17 protein-coding genes and 1 tRNA gene are annotated in these 13,306 nt (G+C 61.7%); all 18 read right to left on the bottom strand.

Going from position 1 to position 13,306, the window contains the following annotated elements:
• Position 1 precedes the first annotated feature (1 nt).
• Complete coding sequence (locus tag B5527_RS16840; protein WP_079602522.1) at positions 2-238, bottom strand: hypothetical protein; 237 nt, start codon at positions 236-238, stop codon at positions 2-4.
• 9 nt (positions 239-247) lie between these two features.
• Positions 248-670: a hypothetical protein gene (locus B5527_RS16835; RefSeq protein ID WP_079602521.1), complete on the bottom strand. Its 423-nt coding sequence runs from the start codon at positions 668-670 to the stop codon at positions 248-250.
• 68 nt (positions 671-738) lie between these two features.
• Complete coding sequence (locus tag B5527_RS16830) at positions 739-1,716, bottom strand: major capsid protein (RefSeq protein ID WP_079602520.1); 978 nt, start codon at positions 1,714-1,716, stop codon at positions 739-741.
• Between the two features lie 91 nt (positions 1,717-1,807).
• The gene (locus B5527_RS16825; RefSeq protein WP_154072301.1) at positions 1,808-2,962 is read right to left on the bottom strand and encodes an efflux RND transporter periplasmic adaptor subunit; all 1,155 of its coding nucleotides are present in this window, start codon (positions 2,960-2,962) and stop codon (positions 1,808-1,810) included.
• A 216-nt stretch (positions 2,963-3,178) separates the two neighbouring features.
• Entirely contained in the window at positions 3,179-3,466 is a 288-nt protein-coding gene (locus B5527_RS16820; protein WP_079602518.1) for a hypothetical protein, read from the bottom strand.
• A 258-nt stretch (positions 3,467-3,724) separates the two neighbouring features.
• The gene (locus B5527_RS16815) at positions 3,725-3,988 is read right to left on the bottom strand and encodes a hypothetical protein (protein WP_079602517.1); all 264 of its coding nucleotides are present in this window, start codon (positions 3,986-3,988) and stop codon (positions 3,725-3,727) included.
• A gap of 39 nt (positions 3,989-4,027) precedes the next feature.
• Positions 4,028-5,686, bottom strand: coding sequence for a DUF4055 domain-containing protein (locus tag B5527_RS16810; protein ID WP_079602516.1), 1,659 nt, complete (start codon positions 5,684-5,686; stop codon positions 4,028-4,030).
• Positions 5,687-5,706: 20 nt separating this feature from the next.
• Entirely contained in the window at positions 5,707-7,170 is a 1,464-nt protein-coding gene (gene terL / locus B5527_RS16805) for a phage terminase large subunit (RefSeq protein ID WP_079602515.1), read from the bottom strand.
• A 15-nt stretch (positions 7,171-7,185) separates the two neighbouring features.
• On the bottom strand, positions 7,186-7,407 hold the full coding sequence (locus B5527_RS16800; RefSeq protein ID WP_079602514.1) for a hypothetical protein: 222 nt from the start codon (positions 7,405-7,407) through the stop codon (positions 7,186-7,188).
• A 264-nt stretch (positions 7,408-7,671) separates the two neighbouring features.
• Complete coding sequence (locus B5527_RS16795) at positions 7,672-9,420, bottom strand: SGNH/GDSL hydrolase family protein (protein ID WP_079602513.1); 1,749 nt, start codon at positions 9,418-9,420, stop codon at positions 7,672-7,674.
• 96 nt (positions 9,421-9,516) lie between these two features.
• The gene (locus tag B5527_RS45340) at positions 9,517-10,110 is read right to left on the bottom strand and encodes a hypothetical protein (protein ID WP_172842424.1); all 594 of its coding nucleotides are present in this window, start codon (positions 10,108-10,110) and stop codon (positions 9,517-9,519) included.
• 21 nt (positions 10,111-10,131) lie between these two features.
• Entirely contained in the window at positions 10,132-10,914 is a 783-nt protein-coding gene (locus B5527_RS16785) for a hypothetical protein (RefSeq protein WP_154072300.1), read from the bottom strand.
• A 209-nt stretch (positions 10,915-11,123) separates the two neighbouring features.
• Complete coding sequence (locus tag B5527_RS16780) at positions 11,124-11,669, bottom strand: hypothetical protein (RefSeq protein WP_079602510.1); 546 nt, start codon at positions 11,667-11,669, stop codon at positions 11,124-11,126.
• A 34-nt stretch (positions 11,670-11,703) separates the two neighbouring features.
• Positions 11,704-11,895, bottom strand: coding sequence for a hypothetical protein (locus B5527_RS16775; RefSeq protein WP_079602509.1), 192 nt, complete (start codon positions 11,893-11,895; stop codon positions 11,704-11,706).
• Between the two features lie 26 nt (positions 11,896-11,921).
• Positions 11,922-12,257, bottom strand: coding sequence for a thioredoxin family protein (locus B5527_RS16770; protein ID WP_079602508.1), 336 nt, complete (start codon positions 12,255-12,257; stop codon positions 11,922-11,924).
• Entirely contained in the window at positions 12,254-12,667 is a 414-nt protein-coding gene (locus B5527_RS16765; protein WP_079602507.1) for a hypothetical protein, read from the bottom strand. The genes B5527_RS16770 and B5527_RS16765 overlap by 4 nt, the downstream gene beginning before the upstream one ends.
• A gap of 15 nt (positions 12,668-12,682) precedes the next feature.
• Positions 12,683-12,756 (bottom strand) — tRNA-Trp (locus B5527_RS44015).
• A gap of 186 nt (positions 12,757-12,942) precedes the next feature.
• The gene (locus tag B5527_RS16755) at positions 12,943-13,233 is read right to left on the bottom strand and encodes a hypothetical protein (RefSeq protein WP_079602506.1); all 291 of its coding nucleotides are present in this window, start codon (positions 13,231-13,233) and stop codon (positions 12,943-12,945) included.
• Positions 13,234-13,306: the final 73 nt, after the last annotated feature.

The raw sequence follows: 13,306 nt of genomic DNA, 5'->3' as shown, positions 1-13,306 counted from the left end.
ATTAGGTTGCGGAAACCGCCGCGCCGAGCACGATACGGAGCCAGTTGGCACCGTTCGAATAGGCCAGGCAGAGCTTTCCAGTATCGCCATCGGAGACAGCGACGATCTTGGTCGCGTGGTCCGCCGCATGCGGGATAGTTGCGACGGTGAACACGTCATGGCGCACGGCGTCTTCGAGCGCCTCGTTGATGTGGCGAGAGCCGTTCTGGCCGTGGGCCACGCCGGGATCGAGAGACATTGTCGGTCCTTACTTGTTCTTGTTCTTCGACTTGGACTTGGGCTTGGAAGCCGCCTGTTCAGGCTTGGCTTCGACAGGCTCCTCCTCCGTGGATTTTTCCGGCTCGGACTGTTCGTCGGCCGGCTGCTCGTCCTCATCCGCGTCGACCAGTTCTGCGAACTGCTCATCGCTGACGACCTGCTCGGTCTGCTCGGCTTCCACCGGCTGGACGGGCTGGACAGTCTCGGAGACGCTCTTCTCGGCTGCCGCCTTCTCCTCGGCCTCGAACACCGCCTTCAGCTCGTGCTGGTCGCGGGTCCGCAGGATTGCCTTGTGGATCTTCGGCTCAAGGACTGCCTGGCGCTGGGCGCGGATATCGGGGTCAATACGACCACGAACCTTGCGTTGGCGGCCAGCGGCCTCACGGGCGCGATAGCCCTTTGGGATGTTCATGAAGTTGGTCTCCTAAGACAGAACCCCTCCCGGATCGCTCCAGGAGGGGCTGTTGTCAGAACCCGCTATTAGGCGGCGATCTTGTGCTTGAACGCCACGATGCGGATCAGCTTGTGATCGTACACGCGGGTCCAGCTGGCGGAGTTCGCCAGCTCCACGTTGGTCGGCGTCGGGCCGACCGCGGTGCCGATCCACTTCACACCACGGGGATGCATGACCCACTGCCGGCGGTTCACGATGTACTCCTGGCCCATACCGACCAGAGCACGCCGCTCGACTTCCACCGCAACGCGGGGGCTCTTCTCGCCGTAGGCGATGGCGCCCTGGCCGAAGATGTAGGTCGTGAACACGCGGTCAGCGCCGGCGCCGGTCACCGGCATGCCGTCGTCTTCGATCACCAGCTTGCCCATGTAGGTCGGGATGGTGAGCTTGCCTTCGCTGTCCGGGATGTAGTCGATGAGGTCCGCCTTCACCATCGCCTTGAGCGTCTGGGAGTGGACTGCAACGCCGGTCAGGCCGCCCTGCTCGTCGCCCAGCAGGAACGCCGAGTCGATGAAGCTGTCGGCGTCGAACGCCGCCGCGCCGCCGGTCAGACCGGAGATGTCGTTGACGTTCTCGGTCATGTTGGCCGCGCCCATCGCGCCGTTCAGGGTCGCGAGCAGCGCACGCTGGAAGCGGATGTCCCACCAGTTGGCGAAACGCTCGGCAACCTGGGAGATCGGGTCAGCGCCCGTCAGGTCGGCCGACAGGTCGGTCGCGCCGAACGCCTTGCCGCGCAGCAGCTTGACGGCGACGTCCTGACCCGTGGTCATTTTGCCGACCGCCAGGTCGGTGGTGTCGTCGAGCACGACTTCCTCATCCGAGGTATCGAGGTCGTTGAAGAACGGCATGTTGACCGTCTTGCCCTCGATCTGCGCGTCGATGACGGACGACAGGTCGGTGATGATGCCGGAGCGGAACAGCCGCGACTTCTCGGTCGTCAGCGTCTGCACGTAGTTGTTGAAGATGGTCGGGACGATGAGGTCCGCGAGAGCGGTAACGGTCATTTCTCACTCTTGAGGTTGTGACCGGCTTTGCAGTTGTTTGCATTCATGCAAGCGCCGAGACATGACTCGGCGCCTGCATGCGGTGCGAGGATTACTCCTCGACGCCGGCTTGCGCTTGGAACTGCTTTGCCAGTTCTGGTTTGGTCTTGGTCAGAACCATCTGCTGCGTCAGGTTCCAGGACTCTTTGGCCCAGGGATTCTTGACGCCGTGGTTCGCGGGCGGGTGGCCGCCCGAGTTCGGGTTGATGCCGATACCGCGCTTGTCGTCGGCCTTGAACAGCCCCGGCTTGCTTTCGCGGATCTCGGCGATCAGGTCGGTGACGGTGAAGGGGGTGTTGTTGAGGTAGTCCTTCATCCGCGGATTGCCGTTGCCGTCGATAACCTCGGCGACATACCGGCCGTCCACGACCTTGGTGCGGACGAATTGCCCAGCCAGAAGTTCGATGGCATCCCGCGCATCGTCTAGCGGATTGGCTTTTACAACTTCAGACTTGATGGCGTTGTCGCGCATCAGGGTCTGCAGCTGCCCCGTCAGGCCGTTGATCGTGGTCTCGTAGCCCGTGATCTTCGTGGTCAGCTCGGTACGCTCCAGACCAAACTGGGCGGCGAGCTGGCTCTTGATGGTTTCGAGCTTCGTCTCAGCGATCTTATCGGCCTCTTTCGCGGGATCGAGAGCTGACAGTCGTTGTGCGGTCTCCAGCGCCGTCTTGGCGGCATCCGGAGTGATCTCACCGAAGGCGGCGATACGTTCGAGCGCGGTGCGAGCCGCGGAGACGTCGAGGCCTTCGTAGGGCTTGAGCTGCTCCCGGAGAACGGCAACGTTGTTGCGTTCAGCGCCGAGCGCGGTCTTGAGGCCCTGGACATTGTCGAGTTCGAACCCCTCGGATGCCACGACGTTCAGAAAGAACTTCCCGTTCTTCTCGACGTACAGGCCACGGTGGGCTTCATCGACGGTGTTGATGTCGGTAACGACTGCTTTGAGCATATCCATCCCGGAAATGCGGGGCATCCCGCCCCTCGTGATAAAAGGCCCGTCAGGCATCCCGCCTTGGGGCCGGCGATATCCCCGAGGACCGGGGAATCGGAGTTGCCAGCGGCGATCGTTTCGAGGCCGTCCCGGCGCTCGATGGATCAGTGCTGGCGAATCAGTGGTCAGCGGCGGCGCGGGCGTGCGACACGCTCTTGGGTATCTCTGCTCGTCTTGTGCGGGATGCGAGCTGAGACCGCTGACATCGCGCTCGACCATTCAAGGGAGCGCGAGTCCGAAAGCTGTCGCCAAGGTTTCAACAGTTCGACCGTTTTTCAGGCGCAGCTGTTGAAACTCGATTTGCCGGCCGGCGCAGGCCGAAAAAGAGCCCGCCCAGCCATCGGGACTGAGCGGGCAGTGTCGAGTGAACGAAAAGGAAAAGCCGCCCAGGACGGTCCTGAGCGGCTTGGAGAGGCTCTCTGATGAGAGGAGTGCTTAAGCTGCCTTGAGCAGCTGGTCGCCCGTCACGACCTCGAACTTGGCGAGGTCCTCGGGCTTGGCAAATTGGATCGTGTCATCATCGGTCAGAAGCACGATGTCGCCAGCGGCACATGACTGAACGCCAAAGGGCGTGGCCATTGTCAGGCCGCCAAGCCTGTTGACCTCCAGGTCGCCTGACTGGAGGCGACGGACGAGCCATTGAGGCGGGATCTCGTCAGCGGATTGGCCCCAAAGGGGGAGCTGGAAGGCCTGCACCAAGATCTTGCGCTGGAAGAGCTTCACGGATACTCCATTTGCATTCAAGCAAACTTCAACCACAAACCCGGGTTTTTGTCAAGAGGGGCTTCCGGCTCCTGCAAATGAAATGCAAATCACGGCGAGAAGACGAATATCTTGAGGATCAGCCAGAGGATGAACACCCCTGGAACCCACATTGGGGCGCTAATCCCCAACATCAACAGGAGGCCGGCAGCCCGGAAAGCGTTAGCCTTCCGCTCTTGCTCCAAAAGCTGGGCGGCAATCAGCTCGCCCTGAGTCGACTCAGTCTTTGACGAGCCTTGGTCCTTGTTTGGAATCCCCATGTTTTTCAGCCCCTGCCCGGTCCTTGACCGGCTTCTTGGTCTTCACATCGAACTTCGGCTCGAAGCAGATCGGGCAGCAGTAATATTCCGTGCCCACCAGTTTGCCGAAAGCAACGACCGACACCGGGATCATGCGGACAAGCTCGCGCACGGGCGTCCCCTGCCGCAGTGAGCAGGGTTCGCATGCGTATTGCTCGGCCCGAAATGTCAGAGTCTCGGTCATTTGCCTGTCGGCTACCAGATTGCACGAATGCAAGGCAAGCTAGAACTGAGGCTTGGGGCGATTTTGCCCGGCCGGCCACGACGGATCGGGCTTTGCACCACCCGCCTTCATGCCAGTCGGAGGTTTCCCGCCAGTCGGCTGCGCAGCGCCGCTGCCGTTGTTGCCACCACCGCCGGCAACTGCGGACGGATCCTGCGGGTCGGTGGGCTGGCCGGTCGTCGGCGTGGAGCCGCCCAGTGCCGCGTCGATCGCGGCCAGAGCTGCCAGTTCGTTCTGCATGTTGAAGTCGTCGCCAAGCAGGTTCCGCTTGTAGACTTCGCGCAACAGGGTCTCACGCGAGATGCCGCGCTTCTCGTACATCGTGACGAGCTGGCCGACCTCGGCGATCCGGTCCGAGGTGTTGGCAAACTCGGTGTTGAGTATGCACTGCACCTGGCTGTAGTCGCGGTTGATCCACTTGCCCATCAGGTTGATCGCGGCTTCGATCGTATCCTGGGCGCGGATCGACATGTCATGGACGACCGAGTGGACTCGGGTCTCCTGGATGTCGCGCTCGTTCTGTGGAACGTACTGACGGTGCGTACCCGTGACCGGGTTCAGCGCCAGCATGTCCATCTGCATTTCGAGCTTGTCCAGGTCCTTCTGGCCGGAGTCGATCGCCGTGCCCTTGGGCTCGACGTAATACCAGCGACCGTTGGCCTCGGGAGCGTAGAGCACCTTGTACGGGCCGATGGCGAACTGGGCCTCGTCGTCCGGGTCGATCTGGACGCCGGAGCAGGCCAGCATCGGAAAGCGCGCCGCCGACAGGATCGAACGCTGATCGGATGAGGAGATCCAGTGCTCGATCTGCTTGTAAGCCAGGTCCTGGAAGATCGGCTTGACCAGGTAGTCGCCTTCCTTGTCGCCGGCATAGAGCGTTTTGAACGGAACCTCGTCCATCTGCAGCGGGGTCTCACCAACGAAGATCCAGCCGCCGCCACCTTCGGTCGACGCTGCCGAGCCGCGGCGCTCCCAGAGCTGAACGATGCCCTGATCCGAGCCCGGCTCAACTTCGATGATGCGGAGCTGGTCGTAGAGGAACTCGCGAAAGTTATCGCGGTTGGAGCGCTGGGTCTGGATGCGGACGTGCAGCGTCTTGATATCGCCGCCGACATACTCGTCATAGGCAGCGATCACGCTGTCCGTGCGGAACAGCTTCATGAACGGGCGAACGTTCGCAGCCTTCTGGACCGCGTAGCTCTTGAAGTTGAAGGTGTCCGGGTGGTCGACCAGGATGTGGCACATGCCGTCGAGCATGGCGTTGTTGAACAGCTGGTGGGCGAAAACGTGCAGGTGGTTTCCCTGCAGATCGACGTCCTGCACCCACTGATCGAGATCGGGGTCGCCGTTCTGGATCTTGAGCAGCGTGCGGAACGGCTTGGCCGATGCCGCGTCCACCGCCTCACGCAGCTTGTTCAGCGCGAAGGTGGATGCCAGACGAGCGTTGTAGCGGGTCGTCGACTCCTTCTCGTACTGTGGAAGATAGGTGGCGCCGGCCGCCCGCATCGTTTCGGTGCCGCCATAGCAGTCCCGCATGAGCGTGACGCGGCTCTGCATCGTCGTCGCGGCCGAGGACAGGAAGCCCGGGTTGCCGCTTTGCGGAGCTTGCGACGAGAATACCGGAAAGCCCGCCTCGTTATTCTGTGCGGTATAAGGCATGTTGGATGGATGTCCTGACGTTACCAGTCAAGGACTCGCGCCTTCTTCGGACCGAGAAGCTCATTGAACGCATCGGATGCCGCGTCCACCTGGTCGTCGTAGGTGCCAAGGGGGAAGGTTTCCAATTCGTCGGTGAAGCAGTTATTCCAACTGCCATGCACCATCTTCACGTTGCCGGCCTCGCACTGCGCAGCGAATGCGGCAGCGCGGACCTCTTTTGATCCTGTCGGGCGTTTTGCCTTGACGATGTAGCCGGCGAGCCGGCGGATATAGCTGTCGACCTGGCTCTTGCCAGCCTGGCCGGGGTCTTGCGGGAGAACGATCGTGACCGAGCGGCCATCGTTCTTTGCTGTCTCGAAGATCTTCTTCTCGACCTGCAGCGGGGTGCCGCGGAATCGGATGATGTTCTCGATGTAGAAGATGCCGTTCGCATCCTTCGACATCAGGACGCCAACGGTGTAGTCGCCGTCAGCAGACGCCGCCAAATCCCATGCGCGGACACGCACACGCCTCGGCGATATCTCGGTCGGCGGTTGAAACCAGTCGACGCGGAACATGCCGCCGTCGTCCGACATCGGCTGCTGCTGATAGAGCGCGGAGAACGATCGCTCGCCGAGAACGTCGAGACGATCCATCAGAGCGTCGTAGGAGAAGCGGTTCGGAGCCAGTGGCTCCTTCGGAGTGCGGCCCAGCGGATCGCCGGGCACCGTACCATCCTCGTTGAGGATCAGTTCTTCGAGGCCTTCAGCGTTCTTGAACTTCTTCACGTAAGGCAGCGCCGGCAGATACAGGATCTCCCAGGGCAAGCCCTTGCCGTCGTTCATCAGCTCGATGAGCCGGCCGGCGATGTCGTCGTAATGCCACCGCGTCAGCGTGAGGACGATTGCGGCGTCCTCTTCGAGACGGGTGTAAACGACGTCGCGGTACCAGTCCCACTGGTCGTCGCGGAAACCTTGCGACTTGACTTCCTTGCGGTCCTTGATCGGATCGTCGATCAGAAAGAGGTGGGCGCCCTTACCGGTGGTGCCTGAGCCGACACCGACCGCGTAATACTGACCGCCCGCTTCGAGCTGCCAGTCGTCGGCAGCGCGCTGGTCGCTGCGGATGGCGATTTCTGGAAACAGCGTATTGAATTGCCTGCCCTTGATGATGTCGCGGACGTTCCGGCCGAAGCCGGTGGCGAAGTCAGCGTTGTAGGAAGCCGAGATGACGTTCTTCTCGGGGTTCCTGGCCATGAAGTAGGCCGGGAAGCGTCGGGTCGACAGCTCAGACTTGCCGTGCCGCGGAGGCGCGAAGATCATCAGGCGCTTGCAAAGGCCTTGCTCAACGCGCTCCAGGGCGCCCGCGACCTGATAGTGAAACGGGTCAGCGTAGTATTTCGGCAGAGTGTAAGTGGTGAAGTCGATGAGGCGCTCGCGGCCTCTCCTACGACGCAGGATCTCGGCCGCTGCCTCCTCGGGGGAGACATCGGTGATCAACGACACAGCTGATCCTTGTGATTAGTACTTGAAGCCAGGAGCCTGGATGGTCAGGTCGTCCTTGTTCGCCGATCGACAGGCGATCTCGGCGAAGGCGGTTGGAGCGCCGTTAACGACGGGATCGCCATAGAACTTGACGATGCGGATCCATTCGCCGTCCGTGTCCTGGACGATGTCCGACACGTTGATGAGGCGCACGTCTTCAATGTCCAGCTTTTGGTGGACAATGCTGATGCTCGACATTTCTTGCTTTCTTCACAGGGTTTAGACTCCGACCGAGGCCTCGCGGCTAATGCCCCCGAAGCGGCAACTCGGTCAGAGTGAAAAAAAAGGAAGTCTCCACGCCCGCTGGCCAAGCGGATCGCCCTGTGCTCAGGGCTCTATATTGCGGTCGCTTTCGCGATCCCGATGGGAGACTTGTTTGGTTCTCGGAACGTCCCGTGTCCGGAAAGAACTTTCCAAAAACGGGCAACTTCTTTCCGAAATCGAACGGACTGCGAACAGCCCTTAGATGGTGGCCGGCACTTTCCGCAGGTACGGCTTGCCCCAGGTGATGTCTGCACCGACTGTCCCGACATCGAAGTTCAGTAGCGCCTGCAGGGTGATGGTGGTGATGGCCGCGGAGAGCGGAGCCGTCACGGCGGATCGCAGCGTGCCAGATATCGCACCCGCTCCGTCGAAGTTGAACGACTGGTTTCCGCTGTTCGGCGTGGAAGCAGTTGCGTGGTTGATGACGATATCCCTGATCTTCTGGTGTCCAGCAGCCAGGCTGAAGTCGATGCAGGCCTCGAAGCTGTCTCCGATGTTGCCGGTGACGTTGACCGCAGCGCTGAAGTTTACCAGCCGCTGGACCGTCGAGTTGGTGCCGGAAACCACGATACGCTGAGCTTCTGCGCCGTTGAGTGTCGACTTCGAACAGACGACGGTCATGCCGCCGTTTTCCGATACGCTCCAGCCGGTAGCGACTGCGCCTGTCGGTTGCGCCGTGCCGCTCATGGTCCCCGTGGTGCCGGTCAGAGCCGGGTTCTTCGACGACAGAACATTCGTTGCATCGAGATAAAGATCGCCGTTCAGCGTGTGCGTCTGGTCGATCAGCGAGTTGGCGACCGCCGCGAAGAGCTTGCCGACCTTGATAGCGCCGAGCCACTGAGGATGCAGACCTTCGATCGAGTCCGTCGCCGGGTTGTAGCTCTCAAGGTTCACGAGGTGGAGCTTGTCCTTGTAGTTGGCAAGATCCGGATCGGTGGCATATCCGCTGATCAGGTTGTTCAATGTGACGCGATCAGTCTGACGGGCGGCAGTCAGCGCCGTCCAGACGCTATCGTTGCGCGGCATAACCGTCGCGATGATGACGTGCTGCGCGCCGCCGTCGATGTAGGCCTTCCAGCAGGTCTTCAGATTGCCGTAGATCGTGGCAGGCGTGTCGCTCGTTCCGCCGAGGTCGTTGGTGCCGGCGAGCAGCGAGACCACTTTCGGGCTGAGCGCGGTGATCTGCGCCACCTGGGTGGCCATCTGGGCAGCCGTCTGGCCGCCAGTCGCCTGGTTGTAGCCCTGCGGCATGAAGAACCGGCCGGCGGATGCAGCGTCGAAGGCCCAGAGCCAGCTCGGACCGTTCGAGCCAGCGGTGATGCTGTCGCCTTCCGCGACGAAGCGGGTATTCAGGTTGAGCAGAGCGATGTTGCAGGTGATCGCAAACGTGGTGGTCTTAGGACCATTGGTGGCATCGGCGTCCGTCTCGGTGACGGTGTAGGAGCGCGTGCCGGGCGTCGAGGCGGTGGCGCCGACGACGAGCTTGGTCTGGTCACCGCTGATGGCAACCGTGCCATCGTTCGGAGAGATTGAAAGCGTGGATCCTGCGGTCTTGCCAGCGAAAGTGCCGATCACGGTGCCGGCGGCTGCGCCTTGCGTGAAGGTCGCACCGGAAAGGTTAAGGCCGCCCAGCGTCGGATGCGGAGTCGGCGCGATGGTGGTCGGCGCCGAGATGATGCCATCCCATCCGATCACGCTGTTCTTAGCAGGTGCGTTGGCGAAGGTGTAGCTCCAGTCGCCATTGGCGTCGGCGACCGCGGTGCCGGCCTGCACGCCACCAACGTAGACGGTGACGGTCGACAGAGGCTTCACGCCTGCGCCGGTATAGGTCTTGCCGTCAACGGATGCGGTGGCAGCCGAGAGACCAGGGCCGCCGGGGCCGAGCGGGATATACTTGGACTTGCCAATGATCGACCACTGACCCTTCCGGTATTTGATGACAGCCATTTTGGCCTTGTTCCTGTTCTTTGTTTTTGTTGGGAGGGATGGGCCTCAAACGAAGAAAAAGACCCCCACCTTTTGATGGGGGTCCGTAAGCATCGCTTACTGCGCGGCGGGCGCGTCGGCGGCCGGAGCAGCCGGAGCGTCAGCAGCGGGCGCATCCGCAGCCGGGGCAGCGGGAGCATCCGCGGCCGGAGCCGGAGCGTCGGCAGCAGGCGCGTCGGCAGCAGGCGCATCGGCGGCGGGCGCCGGGGCGTCAGCAACCGGAGCATCGGCAGCCGGAGCCGGAGCATCGGCAACCGGGGCAGCAGGAGCCGGCGCGGCGGGCGGGGCAACCGCAGCCTGTGCTTCCGCGACAGTCGCGGAGATGTCGGAGGTAACCGACTTGATGGCGGCCAGGTCTTCAGCCGAGATACCGGCGGCCGGAGCAGCGTCCAGCTTCGCCTGCAGATCGGAGACCTGGGCCGACACCTGGTCCAGCTTCGCCTTCATCGAATCCACGGACGACTTGAGCAGTGCGTCCTGGTCGACAAGAGCCTGGACTTCGGGGGTGAGAGCCATGAATAGTTCCTTCAGTTGGTTGAGGTGGTTTTCGATCGCCGTCAGGCGATCATGTCCCATCAGGCTGTGACGCTGGTGGGATTCGAAGAGCTGCTGCAGCATCTGCCGAACGTTGAACTCATCTGCAAAAGACACTGCAGCACCTCGGTTGTTTGGTTAGTGGATGTTGAACTGGGCCGCGTCGAGCTGGGTGAAGACCTGCTTCTCCCAGTGCCGGACCTTGCCGCGCATCACGAAGGAGTACTTGGGATCCTTCTCGAAATCGCCGAACGGCACGGAAGCCGAATCGACGTGCTCCATGGCACGCGGATCGAGCATCGGAACATCGATCACAGAGGTGCCGAGGCTGAGCGCCTGGCGGGCAACATCGTCGATGCCCTTGAAGAACTCGGCCGAGTTGTTGCGGTTGAGCACGATGCAGTGCTTCGCGCCGGTCAGGATCTGCGAGGTCTGCTCGATCTCGCCGAACGAGGCCAGCGTCGAGCCGATCACGTGCATGACCGCGGTGTTGACCTTGCCTTCCTTGACCATGTCGAGGAAGCCGATCTCGCTCAGCAGGTTCAGCGTCTCGGTCAGAAGACCGGCGCGGATGTCGATCAGGGTGATCGAGGCGTTGCTGATGGAGTCGAACACCTTCACCTGGTCGTCCGAGTCACGAAGGTTCACGACCTCGGTGATCGATGGGAAGAAGCGGATCAGGTCGCCCTTCGGGCTTTCGGTGTCGAACGCGCGGGTGGTCATGCCCTGCGCGGCGAAGTAGTCGAGGATAACTCGAGACAGCGTGGTCTTGCCGACGCCGCCCTTGTCGGCACCGACGATCACGACGGTCGGTTGATTGGGAACAAATGGCATAGTCATCTCCTTTGGTGCGACCAGACTCGGTGGTCGCGGGTCGTCTTTCGTGGGCTTTGGTGGAGGAAGCGCCGGCTCGGCGGGCACAGGTTTTCCGATCGGTAAATCGGGTACCGATGGCTCGACCTTTTCGGCCAGATCTTCCCGCTCGGGAAAATCAGCCGGCTCTTCTTCCGGTGGCGTCGCGATGCTCGGGGAGAAACTGTCGTCAGCCGGTCTCTGACGTCGCTCCAGGAGTTCGCGGCGTTGTCGACGTCCATCCGCCGACACGTGTGATGGACGTCGGTGGTACATGGTCAGTGGACGCTTTGTTTCTTCTCATCGTCCTGCTTGGCTGGCTTCTTGGCTCGGCTGGCGAGTTCAAGCAGCTCGGCTTCGGACATCTCCGTCGCTTCCTTGCGGACATTGAGGTTGGTGTGGTTCTCGTCCTTCTGGGCGAGGTAGTTCTTTCCGAGGAAGATCGCGGCGGGCGCGTTCTTGTCGGCCAGCGCCAACTGCTTGCGGCGAAGGGAGACCTTCGCGTGCATCAAACCGTCTTCCCAGACCTCTCGGGTCTCGGGATAGTCGTTGAAGAAGTTGGAGATGGTTCGAGGGCTTACGCCGAGGATTGCGGCTGCCTCTTCTTGTGTGCCGAAAAGACGTGCGATTTCAGCCAGAGCACGAAGCGTATCCTCATCAGGTTGGAGTTTCGTCCTGCGAAGCCCAATGGGGCGGGAAAGAAGTTCGTCGAGGAACGCCCCCTCCTCTGCTTCCTTCTCGGCGACGGCTTTGGCTGCGGCCTCGCGTGCGGCAGCCTCCTCCTTCGTCGGCCGCCCGCGGCGACGTTTCGGGAGATCAGTCATGTTCTTCTTCTTTTTGGGACTGAGCCCTTGAGGGCTAATGTGGGTGTTCGGGGATTGAGACTGCCCGGTCGTAGAGATTCTCGACCAGGATGCACGCTATCAATCCGTCCGGCGGGAAAGCGACGAGCAGCATCTCGGCTTCATTCGGGTCGTCGGTTTCCATTTCGAAGCGATCGTACATTTCGACGATCGGTGCGTGGAAACCGCCCTCGTAGATGATGTTCATCGTGTCGAAGTCGACCGTGAACCCGATTACGCCTGATCCCCAAACTCGGGGATCGCCTGTTTGATCCATTGCAGTAACTCGGCCTTGGACGCGGCGCCGGTCCGCATCGCGGTCACAGCGCCTTTGTCGATCACCAACAGGGCCGGGATCTGATTAACCTTGTAGCGCTGGGCGATCAGCATGCAGTGGTCGACGTTGGCCGAATAGAATCCGACCTTGTCGCCGAGCTGCTGCTCGATGTCGAGGAGCAGCGGCGTCATCGCCTTGCATGGCGCGCACCACTTGGCCTCGAACTTCACCACGATTGGACGTGATGCCTGCATGATCTCAGAGACAGGTGTGCTGTCGGTGATGGTTTTCATTTCGAGAAGATTTTCCCGATTACCGACACGCCGCAGACGCCGCAGACGGTCAGGATGATGTTGTTCTGCATGTTGGCGTACATGCCCGGCAGCGCAGCAACGCCCCAGCTGCCGATCGCGTGTCCGAACAGCGGCATCGAGTCGAAGACGACAGCGGCTGCGTGGGACAGGAAGACGGCGAAGGCTACGGGCACCATCCAGGCAGTGAACCAGTGGTCGCGGTCAGCGTTGCGGTTGGCGGCGACGAGCTTGGCGACCTCGACCTTGGCCTGAAGGTCGGCCAGGTTGATCGAGGTGTCGGCACCGACCTGCGCCTTGAACTTCTCAAGGTCGGCGTTGGTCTTGGTGTTGAGCCAGCTCAGAAATCCCGATGCCAGGCCCGGGATGAGCGAAAGTAGACTGAAGAGCATGACGGGACTTTCTGTTGGCACCGGAGGAGGTACTCGAAACCTCGCACCACAGTTTTGGAGACCGGGCGCCTACGCCGGAGGACTCCGATGCATGAATTTGTTCCCCAGCCCGATTTCTTCACGCGACGGAGTGACCAGTCGTCGGGACGCCTTGTGGGGGTTTGCGTGCGCCTTTCGGCTTTGGTGGTGCCAGGGGGAGGAGTTGAACCAACGACCTGCGATTTATGATTCCGCTGCTCTACCATTGAGCTACCCTGGCGATTTGGGGCCTCGGGTTACTTGGATGAGATCGGACCGACCGTGTCCAGCTTGCCGCCGCGAGGGCCAGCAGCCGGCGCACCGACCGAATGCATTCCACGGCGAGCGCGGGCCGCTGCATAAGCACCGGGGTTCACGCTGTCAGCCGTTCCGCGATCGGAGATCGGGAGAGGAACACCGTTCGTAGACGCTGCGGGGTTCTGATTTCCGCCCATGGCGAGATCCTCGATAGCAGCCGGCGAGCCTGGACGATCGGTGTCCATCGCGGCGAGAGGGATCGGGGTTCCGGCGGGAGTGGCGAGAGCCATTGGGTTTTTCCTGTTGTTGTTTGTTGAATTGGTGCCCGTCACGCAGATCGGTGACGGGCTGTGCTCACAGTCC

Source organism: Bradyrhizobium erythrophlei (assembly GCF_900129425.1).
Taxonomy (GTDB): Bacteria; Pseudomonadota; Alphaproteobacteria; order Rhizobiales; family Xanthobacteraceae; genus Bradyrhizobium; species Bradyrhizobium erythrophlei_C.
This window is presented reverse-complemented; position numbering and strand designations above follow the sequence as displayed.